Source organism: Cohnella boryungensis (assembly GCF_042651945.1).
In the GTDB taxonomy this organism is placed as follows: domain Bacteria; phylum Bacillota; class Bacilli; order Paenibacillales; family Paenibacillaceae; genus Cohnella; species Cohnella boryungensis.
This window is the reverse complement of the sequence record NZ_JBHSED010000009.1, coordinates 1-19,991: the sequence shown is the minus strand read 5'-3', so window position 1 is coordinate 19,991 and position 19,991 is coordinate 1. Positions and strand designations below refer to the sequence as shown.

The window sequence follows — 19,991 nt, the reverse complement described above, 5'->3', positions numbered from 1 at the left end:
TGGTTTGATGCGCCCTTTTTCCCTGACTCGCACGCTTTCTGCTCAAGAAAATTTCCAAATCGCTCAATTCAGGGACTTGACATCATACCGCTGGACTTTTGACCTCTCTTGTCTGCTTTTTATTACACGCTTTGCTCTCTATCGAAACATTAAGTTTGTCAGCACGTTTATACGTTGCACGGGTCGTGAAATAGATCGAGGGAAACGAGCCTTCCCCGTTCATCCACAAACACCTTAAGCGCCTCGGCGCCTTTGACCACTCCCCAGCCGTCCTCGGCCTCGAATTCCGGCTTCCCGAGCGCCTGTCTCAGCTCAGTTCCCGCCATCGCGACCTCTTTCCCGTCAAGATTCGCCTTTCTGGCGGCCGCGGTCACTTGCACGAAGGAAACCTGTCCGCCGCACAGACCGACGTTTTTCCCCGTCTTGTAGCTCCACGTTTCGCAATCCTGCTGCCATTCGTCGGACGCGACCGAGCTTGGCTTGCCCCACATCGATTCGACCTGGGCTCCCGTGTCGCCCAGTCCGACGCCTTCCAGCTGCCAGGGGCGCTGCAGCGCTTCGGCATGCAGAAGAACCGCCGGAGCTGCCGACGAAGGAGGCGGACCTCCGTGTACAATAGAAGATAGCAATAGCAACCATGAAATGATCATCTATATCCTCTCCTTCATGTCGGAATGCGCCGATCGCTCCTCTCGCTCGCGTCCATTTCTGAAGCTCGCCGCCAGACGGGAGCCCAGCGCCGCCCAACGCAGCCAATTGGGCGTTTCATAGCCTCTTTCCGAGGCTGCCGCCTGCTTGCGAATCGAGTTCGTCAGCGTCCTTGCCGCTTCCCGGGCTGTCCCCGTCACTTCGCTCAGCATGATCCCGACATCCTGTACCGCATCGAACAGCGGGTCCGTGGACTGAAGCTTGCCCTTCACGTTGGAAGCCACTTCGTTCACGCTGCCCGCCAGCTTCTGAACCTCGCCCTGCAAGCCCTCTACCGTTTGCTTGACTTCCTGCAGCGCCGACTGCGCGGTGATTAGCGAGCGCTGTGCCGTTCTAAGCAAGGAAATCAGAAATCCGCACAGGACGACGAATGCCAACGCCGCAACGGCGACGCTCCATGCCATGATTTCATTGTTGTCCAAGGTTCGTCCTCCTCCCATAACGCTTCGTTATGTAAGATTACGTTACCCTCGATCCTGGTGAGGCGAAACACTTGCATCGACAAGATTCATCCGCGAAAACCCGGGGTAAGCTAGCACTATCACGGGATGCCGTCCGACACCGCTTGCGGCTGACGGCGGCTCTCCGGTCCAAAGGAGGCGTTACTATGTTACAGTGGGCGTTAATATTTCTGATCGTGGCCATCGTGGCCGCCATATTCGGCTTCGGGGGGATCGTAAGCGCAGCGGCAGGGATCGCCAAAATCCTCTTCTTCGTATTCCTGATCCTGTTCATCATTTCCCTGTTAACGGGAAGACGAGGAAGAGTCTAGGTGTCTATCGGCAGCCTAGGGCTGGACAAGCAAGCTGGATAATGGTTGCAGTTAGTTCCTTTTTCAGGTAAAGTAGGCTATGGCACACACACCGCCACCACCTTGAGCCCGGCCTTGCCGATTGGGGTAAAGCGCAACTCGCGAACACCTAAACATTGCCGCTTACTTCCTGAAACCATTATCTAATCGATACAGACGCTTCCCTACGCTTGCGCGATTTGGGGAGCGTCTTTTATTTTTACGGGGGTGATTGAAACATCGGCAATTGCGTTAAAGGTAGACAGTTGGCCTTGCGGGAAGCACATCAATCAAACGGAGGTTGATCCTATCGTGAAAGCCTTATTTCTCGCCGGCGGCTTGGGAACCAGACTTCGTCCCTTAACGGAGCATCTTCCGAAGCCGATGGCCCTGGTGGGCAACCGTCCTTGGCTGGAGCATCTTCTCCTGCACTACAAGGAACAGGGCGTAGATGAATTCGTGATTGCCGTAAAGCATTACCGGGAGCTGATCGAAGGTCATCTCGGCGACGGCTCCAGGTTCGGAGTGCGCATCGAATATTCGGTCGAGAAGGAGCTGCTGGGCACGGCCGGCGCGATCAAGCACGCGGAGCCGCTCCTAAGCGATCGCTTCATCGTCGTGAACGCGGACATTATCCATCAGGTCGATCTCGCTTCGGCGCTTCGCTTCCACAGTCATCACGGCGGAGCGGCGACCATCTGTCTCACGGAAGTGGAGGATCCCTCGCACTACGGCGTTGTCGAACAAGCGGACGACGGTCAAATCAGGCGTTTTATCGAGAAGCCCCGGCGAGAGGAAGCTCCTTCGAATCGGATCAACGCCGGCATCTACATTATGGAGCGGAGAGCGCTCGACTTCGTGCCCGCAGGCAGAGTCGTATCCATAGAAAAGGAAACCTTCCCGTTATTGATCGACAATCAGAGCGGGGTATACGGCCACCCGATCGGCGGCTATTGGATGGACATGGGAACCAAGGAGCGATATCGCCAGCTCCACTGGGATTTGCTCGATCGCCGTTTTCCCGCCCGCATCGACGGCAAGGAAATGGACGACAAGAGCATCTGGCTCGGAGAGAACGTTCGTGTCGGCCAGGGCGTCCTGTTCGTGCCTCCCGTCATGATCGGGGACAACGTCACCATTGGCGACCGCGCCATTATCGGCCCTTATGCGGTCATCGGCAAGGGCAGCCGGATCGGAAGCCAGGTGCGCCTCGCCAATTCGATCCTCTGGGATCGATGCAAAATTCGCGCGGGCGCGCAGCTGAACGAATGCATTTTCGGAACGGCCATGCAGGTCGGTCCTCACATTCTTCACGAAGCCGTATGCAATCGCAATCTGGAGGTGCAACGCAAATGAACTCACGTTTACCGCAAATCGCTTTTATGAGCACTTATATTCCTAAAAAATGCGGACTGGCCACTTACACCCATCACCTGCGGGAAGCCGTCTCGCATGCCAAAGGCCATCGTTCCTCCGACCCGGTCATTACGATGTGTAATGAGGACGAACAGGCCGATTACCGCGAGCCGTGGATGCTTCCGCTGCTTAAGCAGGAAAAGGAGGATTATCGCAAAGCGGCCGATTTCATCAATCAAAGCTCGGTGGATATGGTCTCCTTGCAGCATGAGTTCGGCATTTTCGGCGGGGAGGCCGGCTCTTATCTGCTTGAATTTCTTCACCGGGTGAAGAAGCCCGTCGTTACGACCTTCCATACCGTGTTCGAGCAGCCGGCGACGCCGTATTCCGACGTGCAGAAGGAGATAGCCCGCTGGAGCGACCATCTCCTCGTAATGAACCGTAAAGGCATTGGATATCTGCATGACAATTTCGAGGTTCCGCTTGAGAAAATAACGTTTATCCCCCACGGCACGCCTGTACCGAACAAAGCGGATCGCCTTAAGGTGCGCAGCAGCGCGGGATGGGAGAATCGCAAGGTGCTGTTCACCTTCGGGCTGCTCGGACGCAGCAAAGGCATTGAGCTGGTGCTGGAGGCGCTGGCTTCCGCCGTCCATGCCGTACCGGAGCTGCTCTATGTGATCGCCGGACAGACCCATCCGGAAGTCCGCAAGCATGAGGGCGAAGCCTACCGCGACGAGTTGAAGGCCTTGATCGCCGAATACGGATTGGAGCACCATGTGCAATGGATCGATCGCTACGTGCCGGAGGATCAGCTCGTGGCGTTGATCTCCGCGTGCGATCTGTACGTGACGCCATATCCGGGGATGAGCCAGATTACGAGCGGAACGCTGGCTTATGCGGCCGGATTGGGCAGGCCGATCCTCTCGACGCCTTACGTCTACGCCAAGGATCTGGTCCAGGGCTACGAGGAAATGCTGCTGCCGTTCGGCGACGTTGACGCTTGGAGCGCCAAGCTGATCGAAGTATTTACTTATCCCGGGATGCTGGGAAATTGGGAAAGCGTCATTTCCGATATTGGGCGAAGTATGCACTGGCCGCATGTGGGGGCGCAGCATCTGCGGCTGTTCCAGCAAGTGATTACGCAGCAAAGGAATAAAATTGCGGATGTTGTCTGAAAGCAGCCATTTCCGCCCGGCGGCGCATCCTTCCTTCGCCCATTTGCGCCGCATGACGGACGATACCGGATTAATCGAGCATGCGCTCGGGCGGATCCCCCGCAGACGGGAGGGCTATACGACCGACGACAATGCCAGAGCGTTATGGACGGCCACGGAATGGCTGTCGTTCAATGACGCGACTATCGCCTCGGATACCCGCGATGAGCTGACGCGATTGGCCGATATCTACTTGGCGTTCATGCTGTGGGCCCAGGAGGATGACGGCTGGTTCCTGAACAATTTCGCCTACGATCGCACGCTGGAGCCGGAGGAGGTTTCCCACGATTGCCAGGGCCGCTCCATCTGGGCTTGCGCCGATGCCTGGATAAGGCTGAGGGATTCTCACCGGGAGACGGCCAGGGTCGTTTTCGAGCGAACGCTGCCGACGTTCAGCCGGATCGACTCGCTGCGGGGTCAAGCCTTCGCGATGGCTGCTTGCGCTCATGTGCTGCAGGCGGATGGAGAGGATCGGCTTGATCTTCCGCTGGATGTGAAGAGCGAGCTGCATCACCAGCTGATTCGATTGGAGTCGCAGCTTTGCGGCGCGTTCCGCGATTTCTCCGACCCGCAATGGCGCTGGTTCGAGCCCGCGCTGACCTATAGCAACGGCGTATTGCCCTGGGCCATGCTTCGGGCTTATCGGTTTACGCGCCGCTCGGAGACGTACCGAACGGGAATCGAAAGCCTCTCCTTCCTGATCGAGGCGATGACGGCCGAGGAAGGCTGGCTCCGGCCGATCGGCAACGACGGCTGGTGCAGCAGCGATTCCGAAGCCAGCAGCCGCTGGGATCAGCAGCCGCTGGAGCTGTTCAAGCTCGCGCTGGCTCTGGAAGAGGCTGCCCTCGCGAGCAAGCTCGCTCGACAGGAGCAAAGCGACCGCCTCGTCGGCAGCGCAAGGGCCGGCGGAGCAGGCTCGCTGCATACGGAGAGGGGCGGAGGCGTACTGGGCCGAACGACTCTCGGGAGCGACGGCTTCCGGCTTGGCGACGAGCAGCTCGGACATTATCGGGCCTTGAGCGGCTTGTGTCGCGACTGGTTCTATGGCGCGAACGACTTGCGCGCGCCGATGGTCGATCCGGCGGACGGAAGCTGCTGCGACGGTCTCACCCCCTACGGGCCGAATATCAACTGCGGCGCGGAAGCGGCGATTTCCTACCTGATGACCGAAGCGCTGTGCTCGCGGAAATAACGCATAAAAAAACGGCTGTGTAACGCTCTGGATCGGAGCGCGGCACAGCCGTTACTTGTTGTTGCTCTTGAGAAGCCCATCGGCAGAGCTGCCGGAGGGCTTCACTCCCGGCGCAGCCGCTCAAGCGCCTGCAGGAGGTCATCCGGCAGCGGCGCGGCAGCCTGCTGCTTCTCACCGGTCCAGGGATGACGCCAGATCAGGCGTTCCCCGTGCAGCGCCTGGCGGGAGATGATTCCCCGCTTGCCGCCATAAAGCCCATCGCCCGCAAGCGGATGGTTAATCGACGCCATATGAACCCGAATCTGATGAGTTCGGCCCGTCTCCAGACGAAGGCGAACCCAGGTATGGTCTGCAAATCTCTCCGCTACCTCGAAGTGCGTTACGGCCGGATCGCCCGTCTCGCTCACGCGTCGGCGGGTCGAATGGTGCCGGTCCTGTCCGATCGGCTTGTTGATTCTGCCCCGGTCCCCTTCCACGCCGCCTTCGACCAGCGCCACATAGATGCGCTCGATCGATTTCTCTCTCATTCCCTTATCATATTGATAATGGGCGAATTCGTTCTTGGCGTACAGCACGGGTCCTGTCGTATCCTTGTCGATCCGATGGACGTGGCGGATTCGCAGGTCCTTTCCCGTCATCTCGTAATAGGCGGCGACCGCATGGGCGAGCGTCTTGCGCTGCCCCTTCTCGCTCGGATGAACCTCGATGCCGGCCGGCTTGTTGACGACCAGCGTAAATTCGTCTTCGTACAAAATATTGAGCTCCATCCAGTCGGACGGGTAATCCCGGCTTTCGCGCGGGAACAGATGAAGGCGGAGGCTCGGGCCTTGAAGCAGGCATCCGCGCTCGTGCATAAGCTTGGAGATCAGCTTCGGCTGCAGCGGCAAATGCTTGGCGATGACCGATATCGGAGCCCCGACCAGATGCTCGGGCAAGCGAATATCCAGCCATTCGCCTTTAATGCGTCCCATCCCGAGCAGGGGCTGCCGACTTCCTCCTTGGCCGCCTCCCCCCTGAACGGCGGGACGCTTCGCAGCCGGAGAAGGCCCGGTCTGCCGCTGCTTACCAGGGGCGGCTGTCCGGCCGCCCGGTTTGCCCTGCCTCTGAGCATACCCTTCCGCTCGGACGCGGCCTTCTCCCGGACGCTCTTTCCGTTCTCCGCGGCCATAGCTTTCGGCCTTCGCCGCGCGCTCGTTGCGGCGCCCGCCTGCGCTGAGCCCTTCCGGACGCCTCGTCGTTCCGCTTCTCCCGCCGCTTCCGCTCCGGGAGTCCGCAGCCGATCTTCCCCGACCATTGCCCTCTTGACCGCCATTTTGCTTATAACCGCCGCGTTGGCGATTTCTTCCCGCTCCGCTCATGCCTGTTCGTTCCTCCGATTCCGCTCTTGCCAGCTGTTCCCGTTACAAGGCTTTGCCGACCAATATACGGGAAGGCCCCAGCAATGTCAATCTTCCATCCTTGATCGCAAGACTTCACGAATCGAATTTCATCATCATCTCTTCCAGCAAGCGTATACGCGCAAGAGACGCCCGGAGCAGCCCGATTCCGATCTCCGGATACAGCCGAACGAGCCGGGTCACATCCTCGCGCCGCAGCTCAAGGGCGCGAACGTCGCCGAAAAACGCCTGAACGGTAACGGAGGACGGGGTTTCTTCCAGCGCCGAATTCGCGCCGCACACTTCCCCTGGGCCCATTACGCCCAAAGTTCCTTCCCAGCCTGCCGCTGATATGCTCGTCAGCTCCACATTGCCTTCGACAACGACATACATCGCCGGGTTTTTTTCTCCCCGCTTCAATAGATAGCTGCCGTCCTCGAACGTCGCTTCCGTCGCCGCCGCCGCAATAAGTCCCAATTCCTCAAGCGACAGGTCGGAGAAGAAGGGCACCTTCTTCAGGAAGACAACCTTGTTTAATCTGCCAAGCATGCTTTGCTCTTCCTTCATCGCCGTTCCTCTCTCCCCTCTCCGCCATTCCTCCGCCATCTCCTGCCACCAATCGTCGGACCATTCGGCCGAGCGGGCGACTGCCTCCCGCGCCGCTTCCTCGGTCATGCCTGCCAGCCGCTCGGAATCCGTCTGCCAGCCGGAGGCCAGTCGCTGCGACAGCTTGCGTTCGCCGATTCCCTCCGCCAGCACCTCCAATCCGCCGCTGCGGGTCTCCTCGTCCTCGTCGTCCAGGGCTCTTCGTATGGCGGCAACGACCTGCTCATCCGTCAATCTCTCCAGCACGGCCCACACGCCGGCGCGGATCGTCTGTTCCAGATCGCTCTGCCGCAGCTTCGCGAGCTCCGCGAGATCCTCCCGCCCCAGCTTGCGATAGGCCTCCGGCAGCGCCGCCGACACCGCGATTTCCGCCAGCTTGCCCGTCCCCTGTTCCGCCAGCCAGCCGCTAACCTCCTCGTCCGGGAGAAGCTGCGCCAACGCGGTCACGGAAGCGCGCCAGCTTCTGGGAGAAGTCTCGCCAAGCCCTTGCTTGAGCAGGTCCGACGCTTCCTCTCCCATCTCGATCAACGCCTGCGTCGTCACCTGATAGAGCTCCTGATCCGCCGCAGGCAGTCGGTCTAGCAGCCTCGCGATAACGGTCGTTCTCTTCAGCTTGCCCAGACAGGCCGTGGCCGCCACCCGGACTGCGGGATGCGGATCTTCCAGCAGCGCTTCTACGTCCGGCGCGAATCTCTCCATCTCCAGCTCGGCCACGACTCTGCAGACATATATCGCGGATTCGCCGCCTGCTTTGAGAATATGCTCGATGACCTCGTAGCAGGCTTCATAGCTCTGCGCGCTTTCCAGCAAGTACATCGCCTTGACCGCTTCGGCCACTACCATTGGCGAACGATCAAGCAGCTTCATGCGCAAGAAGAAAAAAGCTTGTGCCGACAGATGCTTCATCTGGGCCAGCTTCCTTACAACCTCCTTGCGGACGTCCGGCTCCGGGTCCTCCAGCAAGGTCGCAATCTTCGCCATATCCTCAAGACTCGCCTCCGACAGGTCGATGGCTCTCAGCGCCGCAATTTTCACCTTCGGGCTGTCATCCTCTATCGCGGAAAGAAGCTGAGGCAAGTACCGCGGCTCCTTGGCGCGGCCGAGAATGTTCAGCGCCACTTCCCTTGCTTCCTCGCTTTCGTGACGCAGCATGGCGAGCACGGCGCCCATCGTGCGGGAATTGCGGTAGAACTCCTGATAGGCTTCCGCAAGCTCCCTGTCCTCCGTGAAGTCCGCCGATTGCAAGCTGCGAACGAGTTCCTTGAGGTACAGCTGACGGACGCCCCAGGACAGGGCGACCAAGCCCGCCGCGCCGATCGCGCCGAGGGCAGCCAATGCGCCGAAGCTCCAGCCGAATCCGGTATGCAGGAATTGCAGCCCGGCGCCGAGCAGAATGCCCATGAACGTAGCTACGCCCTGCGCGACGAAGCGGAATCCGTCGCGCTGCCGCAGCGGCAAAATCTTATAAAATAACTGGTAAGACGGTTCAGCCGAATAATAGATAAGAAGATAGGTCAGCATGTATCCGCCCGACACCGCAGCCAGCGCGATCGGCGAGCCAAGCAGAGCCCAAGCCGCGACGAAGGATATCCCGTATACGCCGGAGATCCCGATCAGCATGCCGCTTGCTCCCAGCCACGCCATTAATCGCCCGGAGACCAGCTGCAGCAAGAAAGCCAACGCGAACAGCAGCGTCGTCACGATGCCGAACATTTTACCGAAATCGGCTTCGTTCGGATATGCGCCATGCGCAGTATTCAGGAATAGGAACTCCATGAGAAAGTACAGCGCGGGCATGATCGTCATCAAGCCGAGAACGCTCAGCAGGAACGGAGAGCGCAGCGTCCTTCGGAAATAATCCAGAGACGACAACGCGTCGGCCTCGGGCTCGTTCCCTCCGCCGGTTCTGAGCGCCAGAGGCACCAGATAGTCCGCGATCGCTTTACGATAATTATAAAGTGCAGCCAGTAGAAATAGCGGCCCCAGGACGTACACGATGTCCGGTCCCAACGTAGGGCTCGCCACTTGCGTTATCAGACCGCCCGCTACCCCGCCAAGCGTCGCCGAAGCCACGAAAAAAGGCATCAGACGCTTCGCTTGCTGCGTCGGGCACAGATCGACGGCCAAGCTCCACAGCAGAATCGTTTGCTGGCGTACGACAAAGCTGGAGGAAAGAAACAGGAAAGGATAGTAGAAGCGGAAATCCTCCCCGGACATTCTCATCCCCAGAAGCACGACGGCGTTAACCGCGACGATTCCGATCATTAAATAGTACATGGCCTTCATTAACCCGGGCTTGGACAATCTGCCTGCAAGCCATGTCATAAACCAGGCTTCCAAGGGGAGAATGATGGCTTCCGCCACATAGACATAGGGCAGATTGGAGCTGCCGAATCGTTGGTTAAACAGGGTCATGAATCCGTTATAGTTCAGCGTCTCGGCGATTCCGCACAGCAGAAAGACCGGCACCATCAGCCACAGCTTGTGCCGGTCTTCCGTTTTAATGCCCAGACGGCGGAACCATTGTTGTGCAATCATGATTTCTCTCTTTCTTTCTGCGCATGAATTTGAGTTTAGGAGATTTTGCGCCAGTATATTAGCCGATCTTCTCCTTCAAAATAATAGTCGGGACATTGGCCGATGAGCTGAAAGCCGTTCCGGTCGAACAATCGACGCACCGTCTGATATTCCGGAAGGCTGCACGTATAAGTGATCAAGTAACGAGCCGAGGCATGACGCAAGTATTCGATCATGTGGCTTAGCAGATTGGCCGCGATTCCCCAACCGCGATATTGGCGATGCACCACAACGTAATCCCAGCTGTAGCCGCCCGTCTTCTGGTCGTTCTCGGCCGCGCAGCTCGCCCCGATAATCTCGCCTTCCTCGCTCGTCGCATACCAGAAGACAACCTCGCCCGAGAGCGCTCTGTAGGGCAAGGTCTTCAACTGCTCCTCCTCGCCGGGCGTATATCTAGTATCGTCGAACGAATTGGAGGAAAAGAAAAAATCGACGATTCGGGCGGCCGTCTCTTCCGAAGCGAGCCGTTGAATGCTGTATGTATGGGTAATCATCGCGTTGCCCCCTCTAGCCTGGTTGGCTTATACGGCCAACGTGCCGTTCCATCCGGAAGAAGTGCCCTTCTGGTAATATTCGTCGCAGAGATAGAAATAAAGCTTGGCCGCCTTGTCCAGACGGTTCTGCTTGATAACCTCGACGAAGGTTTCCCGGGCATCGTAGAAACGTCCTTCCTGACAAAGCTGGAGCCCGCGCTCGAACAACGCTTTCGTGCGATCCTTGGCTTGCCGCAGAGGCTCGGGGTCTCCGTCGTAGACATCGATCAGCTCAATCGCTTCTCCCTGTCCCTCGGGCGTTATCCGTCCCAGCGAACGATGGCGGAAGCGCTCCGGATCCCTCAACAGCTCGAAGAAATCCCGGGTGACAAGAACGGATGCCCCCAGCTCCTCGGACAGCTTCTCAAGCGTAGTGGTCAAGTGAATGTCGTCGGAGATGACATTCCCCTCCCACCGCCGCTCTTCGCCGATAATTCCCATCATGAGCGGGCCTCGGTGTATCGCTATGCCCACATCTACGGGAACGTAGCCGGACTGCTTGCGATCCGCGTTATATTCGACCAACTCCTGACGAATGGCGATTGCCGCTCTTAACGCCTCTTCCGTATAGCCCGGGAACAATGCCATAAATCCGGCGCCCAGATATTTGCTGATCAGCCCGTCCTCCTTGCGAACGAGCGGCCCGAATCTGCGCAGGAAGGAGTTCATGAAGTTAAAGTTCTCCATCGGGGTCAACGTCTGCGACAGCTTGCGGAAATCGCGCAGGTTGGCGATCATCACGGACATGCTTTTCTGAACCTGATCCCCAAGATGAATATCGAGTATCCCCTTCTTGCCGAGAGACTTGAAAAATTGCTGCGGCACGAAGCGGTAAGAAGCCTCCGAGAAGCTCGTAATGTCGGAAATGTATTGACGGATATAACGCGCCATCCGGTTGAATTGCTCGCCCAGATCCCCGACCTCGTCCCGGCTCCTGACCCGTACCTCGACGTCCCAGTTTCCGTCGGCCATCGCCATGACGCTGCGGCGCAGCTTGCGAACCGTGGACAGCATCAGGAAGGTCCCGGCCAGAATGACGGCCAGCAGGACAGCGGTAATAATCGCGATGTTCTGCAGGATGCTTTGATAGATTTTCTGGTTCGCCTGATTAAGCACGCTCAGGTCCCGGCCGGTCTCGTAGATACCGACGACCTCGCGCTGGCTGTTGTACACGGGGCCGATGGCATAGAGCCACTTGCCGTTCGCATCCTCCCATTGGCCGGTTCGAACGGTTCCGCTCATGCGCACCGATTCGTTGTCTTCATTTTTGCCGAACGGCTTGAACATATTGACGCCGTCGTCGTCGTCCATCAGGATGTAAAGCTCGCCCTGGTCGTATTTGTACAGCGTGCCGTATAAGCCCTGGCGTTCGGCGGACTGCTCGCCCTCGAACAGAAAGCTCATTTTCTCGCGAATGCTCTCGTAATCCGCGTTGCGGTAATCTTCGGGAGAGCTCAGCTTCTCTAGGCGGTCTCCATCGATCAACTGCTGCCCGTTGCGCGCGAGCAGCGCCAGCTCCCTCTGCATCTCCTCTTCCATTCTTGCGGAAAAGCTGTTGTAGATGAAATTGGACAAGAGGAGCATGCCCGCAACGATGACGGGAACGGTGACGATAAGCTGCTTGAAGAAGAGGGAAAATTTGCGCCTCATCAGATGCACGTAAGCGAGCCACAGGGAATAGAGCAGCAGTGCCACGCCCGCCGCGGCGATTCCCCACATCAACCAGCCCGCCTTGAGCGACGAGCCTGAATGGCTTGCTTTCGTAAGCACGCCTGCAACGCGGTTGCTCTGATCGTACAGCAGAACGCGATCGTTCAGCACGACCGCATAGCCGCCGCCGCTCTTCGGAACGACATCCATGATCTCATGGCTTTCGGCGTCCGGGGCCGCTTGGGCGATCGAGGCTTCGCCGAGCAGCACGTTCAAGTATTTCTGTCCCGGCTCCATGACCGTCACGGAATTCAGCAGCCGATCGATGAACATCAGTCGGCCGTCCTCCGTGATGGACAACCTTTCGGGGAAGTTCTTGCGGGTGCGGTCCATGCTCCCCATTGGATACATCATCTTGCTCGAACCGTCCGGCGTCACCTGAAAAATAGCTCCGCGTTTGGTCGTATAGTAGATTTGTCCCGGCTCGGTTCCCCTAATTTCCGACAAGTAACGGTCCTTGGGCAGCGCGAAGGCGAACGCCTCCTCAGGCTGTCCTCCCGCAAGAGGCAGGCGCATCAGCGTCACCTTGTCCGAGTTGGCTATAAAAAAGTACAGGCTGCCGTCCTTTATTTGCAGTCCTTTTAGCTGGCCGACCCTCTTGCCCGTTCCGTTGCCCAGCCATTCATAAAGCACCTCCGGCGAAGCGCCCTTCTCGTCGTATCGAACAATCTGCTCGCTCTGAACAATTAAGCCGTAGGAGTCGAGCACCGTATCCAGCGCAATCGTTCGATTGCTTGCATCGACCACCACTTCGGTAAAATCTCTTCTGGAGTCGCTGCCGCCGTTGGCATGTCTGATCTCCGCTTCCGCCTGACCGGACGGAGTGAGCCGCAGCAGCTCCTGCTTCGAACGCGCGATCACAACCAGCGAGGATGCCGATGCTTCCGCCGCCCGGGACAGATTGTCCAGGGCCACCTCCCGCTTCCACGGCCCCGCTGCGAAGCCGCCGTTTTCCTGAATTCGATAGGCCGATAGACCCGTCACCGCAAGAGCGATCAGAAGTACAACTACCGCAAGCTTTTTCATCTTGTTTTCCCGTCTCTTTCTTTTTTGGCACGCCCGCGCGATGCCTAGGTCCGACTGCTATCCTATGTTTTCCATCGTACTATAAAACCCCGACATTTTACACCCTTTTTCCGATTCAAATGACAATTTACGGCTTATGTTGTAGTATGGAAATAGATAGTAACGTAACGGATTTCAGAGAATCGATTACGAGGCGCCATGCGCCTTTGGAGGAAAGCCTGATGGGTCAGCTCGTATGCGGCGGTGCCATGCTGCAATGCTCCTTCGGCGCGGCGCCGGCCACGTTGAACGTGCTTCCGGCCAACCGGACGATGACCGCTATGCCGATTGCCAACATCATGGACAACAAGCCGTTCGTCAATATTATGCCTTTTGGCATGTGCAACTCCATGGCTAACCCCGCTGTCGCCTCTGCGACGGCCGCCGCTTTTGGCGCTCTTACGCCGATGCCTTGCACGCCTGTAGTCGCTGCGCCCTGGGTCCCCGGATCTCCGACCGTGCTCGTGGCGAATATGCCGGCGTTGAATAACGCCTCCAAGTGCATGTGCAACTTTGGCGGAGTCATTCAGATTTCAAATCCAGGACAAATGACGATACAGGTGCCCTAATTATGATTGAAGCGATATTAAAGCCGTTTATCCAACCGTTCAAGCGAGCGGTCATCATGCCGCTCAAGAGAGCCAAAGCCCTTCCCAAGCTGCTTGTCCGCTGGCTCGTCAAGTGGATGAGAAGCATTATGGGCGGAAAGCTCCGTTCATTAGAAAATTACTGGAAATTCGGCTCCTTCTACATTGCGAAGAAGCTATTTGTCATTCTTCTGCTGCTGACGCTCATCATCGTCTACTTCGGCTTCATCAAGCCTCCGAAGTTCGTAGACAAGTGGTTCGCGCGCACGCCGAAGATCGAAGCCTCCGCCGCTCTTGCCAAGGGCTTCACCGGTCAAGCGAAGATCGTCGACGAAGCCGGGAACCTCATCTACCAAGGCCCGCTGGAGAATGGCCAATTTACCGGAGCGGGCAAGCAGTATGCGCCCGACGGCTCCTTGCTCTACATCGGAGACTTCGCGCAGGGCTTAAGATCCGGCAAGGGAGAGCTCTACGAAGAGAACGGCACGCTTCTCTATCGTGGAGAGTTCGCGGATGACCTGTACGCCGGCAAGGGGACTCTGTTCAAGCCGGACGGCTCCAGGCTGTACGAGGGAGAATTCGCCGGCGGCAAGTACGAAGGGGCCGGAACCTTGTTTCTTGGCCCGGATGCGCCCCAGTATACGGGAGCCTTCGCGGCGGGCGTCTATCAAGGAACCGGCAAGCTTTACGACGCGGAGGGCAAGCTGGTCTACGAGGGCGGCTTTAACGGCGGCCAATACGAGGGACAGGGCAAGCTTTACCGGAAGGACGGGTCTCCGCATTACGAGGGACAATTCATGGGCGGCGCTTTGTCGGGCGAAGGCACGGAATACTTCCCGTCGGGCATCGCGAAGTACAAGGGCGCGTTCTTGCTAGGCGGCTATCACGGCGCCGGAACGCTCATGAACGAGCAAGGGATTCCGCTGTATACCGGCGGCTTTGTAAGCGGCCAACGGGAGGGCGACGGGCAAGCCTTCGGAGCGGACGGTGCCGCCTTGTACACGGGCAAGTTCAAAGCGGACAAGTATGAGGGCATCGGTTCGCTTCTGGATGCGGACGGCGCTCCCGTATATACGGGATACTTCCGAAGCGGCGAGGTGTTCCTTCAAGGCTTTCTGAGCCTGTCGCAGCCGAAGCTGGAGGGCTTGTATGGTCCTCCCGACGCCTCTCCGGCCTCAACGGATGTCGCCCCCGTCGAGGAAGAGATTGCGCCTTCGGAAACCGGATCGGGCGGCGAAGAGGCAACCGGCGGCGCTGCGGCGGAAGACAAACCCGAAGGTACGGGAAACGCTGGAGAGACGAAACCCCCGGCGGAATCGGGCAATGCAGGTACGGAGAGCAACGGGGACAGCCCTTCGGGCGCCGAGCAGCCCGGCGGCGAGCAAACAAGCCCTGGAGCGACGCCCACCGACACTCCGATCGTGAAGGTGCTGTCCTCGCCTGCGGAAGATTCGGAGCCGGGGACGGACGACGGCGCGCCTGCCGTTCTGCCGGATGATCCCGGCTTGCCCGGAACTCCCGACGATTCCGTATTGCCGCCCGGCACATTGCTGTTCAAGTACGCCGCCCAGCAGCTATCCTTTAAGCTCAAGGTGGACGAGGACAATCCCGAGGCCTATGCGGTTACGGAAATCAACACCTGGAACAAAACCGTGCTGTCGCTGCTGGTCAAATCGATTCAAGCGAGCAAGCTCAAGCCGCTTAAGACTCCGTTAGCCGGCGGCAAGTACGAAATGACGTATGTATGGAACGACGCGCTGTACATCTTTACCTACAACAAGGACGTACCGGTCAGACTGAGCGTAAGTCCTCTGGCCATCTAGCATTGTCGATCGACCCGGAAGAAGAACGCCGGCAGTAACGAGCGTCCTCACTCGGGTCTTTCTTTTGCGGCGGATTTCATGTGTAATCACTCGCGGAATTTGCGGACACAGGAGCCGCTATTCGCGGAAATCTCCAGTTTATCCCGAGATTACGGACACAGGAGCCGCTATTCGCGGAAATCCCAATCTATCCCGAGATTACGGACACAGGAGCCGCTATTCGCGAAAATCTCCAGTCTATCCCGAGATTGCGGACACAGGAGCCGCTATTCGCGCTGGTCATTCCAATTTCGTGGGGATAACCAGGGCATAGCGTCTTCCCTGTCCGCTTACATGCCAAAATTCCCCGAAAAACCGTAAATAGCGGATCTGTAGTCCTCTTGCAGTTGTGTTTTCCATGAATGATTGTTCGATAAGAGGGTATACGCTATAATAGCTACGTTAAGGTCGTGAAGAACACGCCGCTTCCTTACGATGAGCATCCCCCTTCGGTAATTAGGGATGCGATTTGTAGGAGAGCGGCTTTTGTCTTTTTAACTACCATGCGGAGGGTGAAAGGGATGTCGCGATTCGAGCAGCATTACGAGGAATGGATGATTGCCAATCTAAATCAGGAGCGCAACCCAAGGAGACGGGAGCTGCTTCAAAAAGGCTTGGGGCACGGAACCATCGAATTTCTTCGATCCGTGTGGTTTCCAGCTGTGGGTAACTTCCACCATCTGCTTCCCGAGTGGGAGGTTCGGGACTTCGGCAATGGCTATCGTTATGTGGACCTTGCCTATATGCCTGGGGAAACCAAAGGAGGAATCGAGATTCAAGGATACGGCCCTCATGCCCGGGATCTTGACGTGAGGAGATTTAAGGATTTATGTCGACGCCACTGCTTGCTCTCCTTGGACGGGTGGACGCTTCTTCCGATTGCCTATCCTTCGATTGTCGAAGAGCCGAAGCAATGTCAGCAGCTCATTCTTGCTTTCATTGGCAAATTCATTGCGTCGGATGTCTCTGCAACGTTATCCTGGCTTGAAGCCGAGACTCTTCGATTAGCTCGCCGCATTCTGCGTCCTTTTGCCCCCTTGGAGCTGGCACATCATCTGAGAGTGAGCGACCGACAAGCCAGACGCATCCTGCATTCCCTGGTGAAGCTGCAACTATTGGACATCGCCAGCGGTCAAGCCCGCGCACGCAGCTATAAGCTTAGAACGTAGCCTTCCCCGCGGTTCAAGACTGTTGTTGGTCGACTTCTCTCACCTTGGCTGCGGCTGGGATGTCCTTATTCGTACAGATTACCAAGAATAACGCGGAACTTGCGGGCTCGGAAGCCGTTAATTGCTGGACCCCGTCCGAATCAAGCGAGGGAATCAGGCCATAACGGCTTAGCCGTACGTATAATTAAAATTGCATGGCCAGCGAGGCTAATTCGTCTGACATGCGATGAATATCGTCCATCGAAGCGTTGGCTTCTTCGGTAAGCGCAGCTTGAGATTGGGTCAATTGCGACATGTTGTCAATATGATGCAGAATCTGCTCCATAAGCTGCTTCATCTCATTTAAGCTATTTCCAATTTCCGCGGTTGCCGAGGAACTATTCACAGCCAGTTTACGTACCTCATGAGCGACCACTTCGAACCCTCTGCCCGCTTCTCCCGCACGTGCCGCTTCAATAGCCGCATTGAGCCCAAGCAGGTTCGTCTGATCGGCAATTTCCCTTATCAGTACAGAAATGTTTTTCGTTTCCTCGGCGCTGGTCGCCGCTTTCTCTGCCGCTTCGGCGGAATTTTCCTGAGCAAGCGCCAACTCTTGCGCCTGCAGCGTAATTGAATGAAATGCACTGGTCAGTTCCGTAATGGAGGCGGATAATTGTTGCGTCCTCTGCGTCATGCTCTGAACAAGCCCTTCCCTGTTCCTTTCATAAGTCACATCGCGAATCGTTCCGGCCACCCGGATAGGCACGCCTCGTTCATTACGGACGGTCTCTCCTCCGGCATGGAACCAGCGGTATTCCCCGTTCTTCAAGCAAAGTCGATAATCCACCTCGTACGGAGTTTGACCGCTATAATCGTTTAGATGCTCGGCAAACGCCCGCAGCGTGGGCTCCTTGTCCTCCGGATGCAATCTGTCGCTCCAACTGCTGAGCAGATTGGGAAAATCCTGTTCATCCCGGAAGCCCAACGTTTTCCTGAATTGCGGCGACCACCAAAATTCGTTATTCGGATTAACCGGATCTCCGGCAATCACGGTCATATCCCAAGGGGCTTCTATTAAAGCGCGATTTACAAGATCGTAGCGTGTAACCAACGCATCCAGTTCTATCGCCTTTTCTTTTTCATTATGTATGTCGAATAAAGCGCCGATTACTCGCAGAGGGATACCTCGCGGATCGCGTTTCGTGCTGCCCGTCGCCTTAAACCAGCGATACTCTCGGTCTTTGGTCAGCAGTCGATATTCCAGGTTGTACGGCGTTGTGCCTGTATGGTCGTTCAGATGATCCGCAAAGGCTTGCAAGGTGCGCTCCTTGTCTTCCGGATGAAGCCTTGAAGCCCAGCTATCGAGCACGTCGGGAAAATCTTTCTCGTCATAGAAGCCTAGCATTTGGCGGAAATCCGAGCTCCAGTTAAACGCATTGCGCGGATTGATAGGATCTCCGGCCTCCACCTTCATATCCCACAAGCCTACCTCAATCGCCCGCGATACTAAATCCAACTTTACCTCCGCCTCGCGGCTTCGATGCCGCAGAGCTTCCAGTACCTCATTCACGCATTGCGAAATTTCCAGTGCCGCGCCGGACAAACCATCCGTACTTAACATTTCATCCGCATTCCCGTCTCTTAGACGCATTTTCAGCTTTTGGCACTCTTCCTGAATACCTTGCAGCACATTGGATTTCGATCCCTTATACAAGATAACCACAGCTCCTCTGGATTGATCATGATGACAACGCAACACTGGGTTACCTACACGGCGGCTTCAGCATACGCCCGCAGCGCAGAACCGTTTATTCTTGATTATCTCAAATATCTGCTGAGAATGCCAGATTCAGGATATCCGCTTGGCGGTTACTCCCTGGCTTCCCGGAGTTCTTCCACAAATCTCTCGCCTACGGAATAGCTCTGTCCGCGATTGATAATATCGTCAAGCCAAGTTAGCAATTTGATTCCGTCCTGTTCCGCTTTGTAGAAAGTATCCCTAGTGGCGAAAGTATGTCCGGTGGTTCCCTTCTCTATATCCATCCCGTAATCCGTCAGAAAGTAATGGTAATTCGGCATGGTGTCGGCTAGGAAAGCAACGGATTCGCGCAGTTGCCGTGACCAATCCCGGACAGCCTGAGCGTCAATGGGGCTATCACTATCGTTAATGGCATTCTGAAAGGTAATAAGAACTTCATCATACAGTGAATAGGACTGCAGAAACACCGTGCGCGACGGCATTCTGCTGCCGTTGCCCTCGAATGCGGCCCCGATCAGGTCCTCCTTAACCGGATAGCCGAAGGTGCTTTCGAATTCCGCTTGCCACTCTTTATTCACGATATTCGGCCATTTCTCGCTATACAAGAAAGCACTGTCCGAATATTGATAGATTTGCGCATGGGGATAGCGGTTGGCAATTTCCCCCGCCCAGAACGCGGATCCGAATCCTCCCGCGCTTTCTCCGGCAATCAACAGCTTGTCTGGGCTGTCCACATTCGCATAAATCCATTCCAGGCTTTGGCGAACATTGTTCCTTCCGTTATAGCGCATGATGAATCGGCTGCCGTCATCTTTTACATACTCGGCAACGCGGTTACCGATATGCAAATCGCCGGTGGAATAAGGTATATATACGATGTTCCAATCTTTGAAAGGATTGTCTGCCTTGTGATTGTCCGTCATCCCCTGCAATATAGCCTTCAAATAAATAGGGATGTTTGCAAAATAGTTGCCCGTCGGCTTACCCGTCAAAAAATTCATGATTTTTATCGGTTGCGCCGCGCTGCTTTCATCCCAACTGGCGCCTCCGCCCGAAAAAAACACGATCCAGTTGTTGCTGTCTCCTTTTTTGATCAACAAATGAAAGTCTGAGCCGTCGCTGGAGCGTGCCTGTTCTCCTAAGTCCTCTCTGTACCATCTGTACGAATTGGTTTCCGATGCTTCTTCGATCCGGGGCGGTCGCTTGAGGTCCAGAGAATAAACAACAACCAAGCCCAGAATAACGATCCCTGCCAACGCGGCCGCAGAAACTTTTAATGACTTTCCAATTTCACCCATATAACTCACCTCTGCTTTATTATACAGAGAAAAATTCCATACTTCTGTGGAATTGCCGCTTTTTTTAGCGAAATAATAAAAGCCCACGAATGAATCGTGGACTTAAAGTTAGAATTCCTGTAGAACGAATAATTTGGAGTTTGAATAAAAAAGAGTGCCTCGGTAAGATAGGGTTGCGCACGGGGTCATTGCCCCAAAAACCCATCA

Annotated in this window: 15 protein-coding genes; 7 read left to right on the top strand and 8 right to left on the bottom strand. The window is 56.6% G+C overall.

The features are described 5' to 3' along the window. Window positions 1-167: 167 nt before the first annotated feature. Window positions 168-650, bottom strand: a complete 483-nt coding sequence (locus ACFO1S_RS06880; protein WP_204606356.1) for a hypothetical protein — start codon at window positions 648-650, stop codon at window positions 168-170. Continuing rightward, window positions 651-1,130: a DUF948 domain-containing protein gene (locus tag ACFO1S_RS06875; RefSeq protein WP_204606357.1), complete on the bottom strand. Its 480-nt coding sequence runs from the start codon at window positions 1,128-1,130 to the stop codon at window positions 651-653. It lies immediately after the preceding gene. Between the two features lie 185 nt (window positions 1,131-1,315). Here ACFO1S_RS06875 and ACFO1S_RS06870 point away from each other — a divergent pair, with 185 nt between their 5' ends. The 4 genes from ACFO1S_RS06870 to ACFO1S_RS06855 all read left to right on the top strand — a co-directional run bounded on the left by ACFO1S_RS06870 (window position 1,316) and on the right by ACFO1S_RS06855 (window position 5,263). Further along, window positions 1,316-1,480, top strand: coding sequence for a DUF1328 domain-containing protein (locus ACFO1S_RS06870; RefSeq protein ID WP_204606358.1), 165 nt, complete (start codon window positions 1,316-1,318; stop codon window positions 1,478-1,480). 330 nt (window positions 1,481-1,810) lie between these two features. Beyond that, window positions 1,811-2,854 carry a nucleotidyltransferase family protein gene (locus tag ACFO1S_RS06865; protein WP_204606359.1) on the top strand — a complete coding sequence of 348 codons (1,044 nt, stop codon included), beginning with the start codon at window positions 1,811-1,813 and terminating at the stop codon, window positions 2,852-2,854. Then, window positions 2,851-4,032, top strand: a complete 1,182-nt coding sequence (locus ACFO1S_RS06860; RefSeq protein ID WP_204606360.1) for a glycosyltransferase family 4 protein — start codon at window positions 2,851-2,853, stop codon at window positions 4,030-4,032. Before ACFO1S_RS06865 ends, ACFO1S_RS06860 begins: the two co-directional genes overlap by 4 nt. After that, window positions 4,022-5,263: a hypothetical protein gene (locus ACFO1S_RS06855; RefSeq protein ID WP_204606361.1), complete on the top strand. Its 1,242-nt coding sequence runs from the start codon at window positions 4,022-4,024 to the stop codon at window positions 5,261-5,263. The genes ACFO1S_RS06860 and ACFO1S_RS06855 overlap by 11 nt, the downstream gene beginning before the upstream one ends. A gap of 101 nt (window positions 5,264-5,364) precedes the next feature. Here the strand turns inward: ACFO1S_RS06855 and ACFO1S_RS06850 are convergent, their stop codons facing one another. From ACFO1S_RS06850 to ACFO1S_RS06835, 4 genes are all read right to left on the bottom strand, one after another. Continuing rightward, the gene (locus ACFO1S_RS06850) at window positions 5,365-6,621 is read right to left on the bottom strand and encodes an RluA family pseudouridine synthase (protein ID WP_378126484.1); all 1,257 of its coding nucleotides are present in this window, start codon (window positions 6,619-6,621) and stop codon (window positions 5,365-5,367) included. A 114-nt stretch (window positions 6,622-6,735) separates the two neighbouring features. Further along, on the bottom strand, window positions 6,736-9,783 hold the full coding sequence (locus ACFO1S_RS06845) for a HEAT repeat domain-containing protein (protein WP_204606362.1): 3,048 nt from the start codon (window positions 9,781-9,783) through the stop codon (window positions 6,736-6,738). A gap of 35 nt (window positions 9,784-9,818) precedes the next feature. After that, complete coding sequence (locus tag ACFO1S_RS06840; protein WP_204606363.1) at window positions 9,819-10,316, bottom strand: GNAT family N-acetyltransferase; 498 nt, start codon at window positions 10,314-10,316, stop codon at window positions 9,819-9,821. Window positions 10,317-10,343: 27 nt separating this feature from the next. After that, window positions 10,344-13,091 (bottom strand): HAMP domain-containing protein, encoded by a 2,748-nt coding sequence (locus tag ACFO1S_RS06835; RefSeq protein WP_204606364.1) that lies wholly within the window; start codon window positions 13,089-13,091, stop codon window positions 10,344-10,346. A 221-nt stretch (window positions 13,092-13,312) separates the two neighbouring features. Here ACFO1S_RS06835 and ACFO1S_RS06830 point away from each other — a divergent pair, with 221 nt between their 5' ends. The 3 genes from ACFO1S_RS06830 to ACFO1S_RS06820 all read left to right on the top strand — a co-directional run bounded on the left by ACFO1S_RS06830 (window position 13,313) and on the right by ACFO1S_RS06820 (window position 16,748). Beyond that, the gene (locus ACFO1S_RS06830; RefSeq protein ID WP_204606369.1) at window positions 13,313-13,699 is read left to right on the top strand and encodes a DUF4280 domain-containing protein; all 387 of its coding nucleotides are present in this window, start codon (window positions 13,313-13,315) and stop codon (window positions 13,697-13,699) included. Between the two features lie 2 nt (window positions 13,700-13,701). Continuing rightward, window positions 13,702-15,540 carry a hypothetical protein gene (locus tag ACFO1S_RS06825; protein ID WP_204606365.1) on the top strand — a complete coding sequence of 613 codons (1,839 nt, stop codon included), beginning with the start codon at window positions 13,702-13,704 and terminating at the stop codon, window positions 15,538-15,540. A gap of 560 nt (window positions 15,541-16,100) precedes the next feature. After that, window positions 16,101-16,748 carry a transcriptional regulator gene (locus ACFO1S_RS06820; protein WP_204606366.1) on the top strand — a complete coding sequence of 216 codons (648 nt, stop codon included), beginning with the start codon at window positions 16,101-16,103 and terminating at the stop codon, window positions 16,746-16,748. Between the two features lie 184 nt (window positions 16,749-16,932). Here ACFO1S_RS06820 and ACFO1S_RS06815 read toward each other — a convergent pair whose 3' ends face one another. Continuing rightward, window positions 16,933-18,444: a methyl-accepting chemotaxis protein gene (locus ACFO1S_RS06815; protein WP_378126488.1), complete on the bottom strand. Its 1,512-nt coding sequence runs from the start codon at window positions 18,442-18,444 to the stop codon at window positions 16,933-16,935. 152 nt (window positions 18,445-18,596) lie between these two features. Further along, complete coding sequence (locus ACFO1S_RS06810) at window positions 18,597-19,784, bottom strand: pectin acetylesterase-family hydrolase (RefSeq protein WP_378126482.1); 1,188 nt, start codon at window positions 19,782-19,784, stop codon at window positions 18,597-18,599. Window positions 19,785-19,991 lie beyond the last annotated feature (207 nt).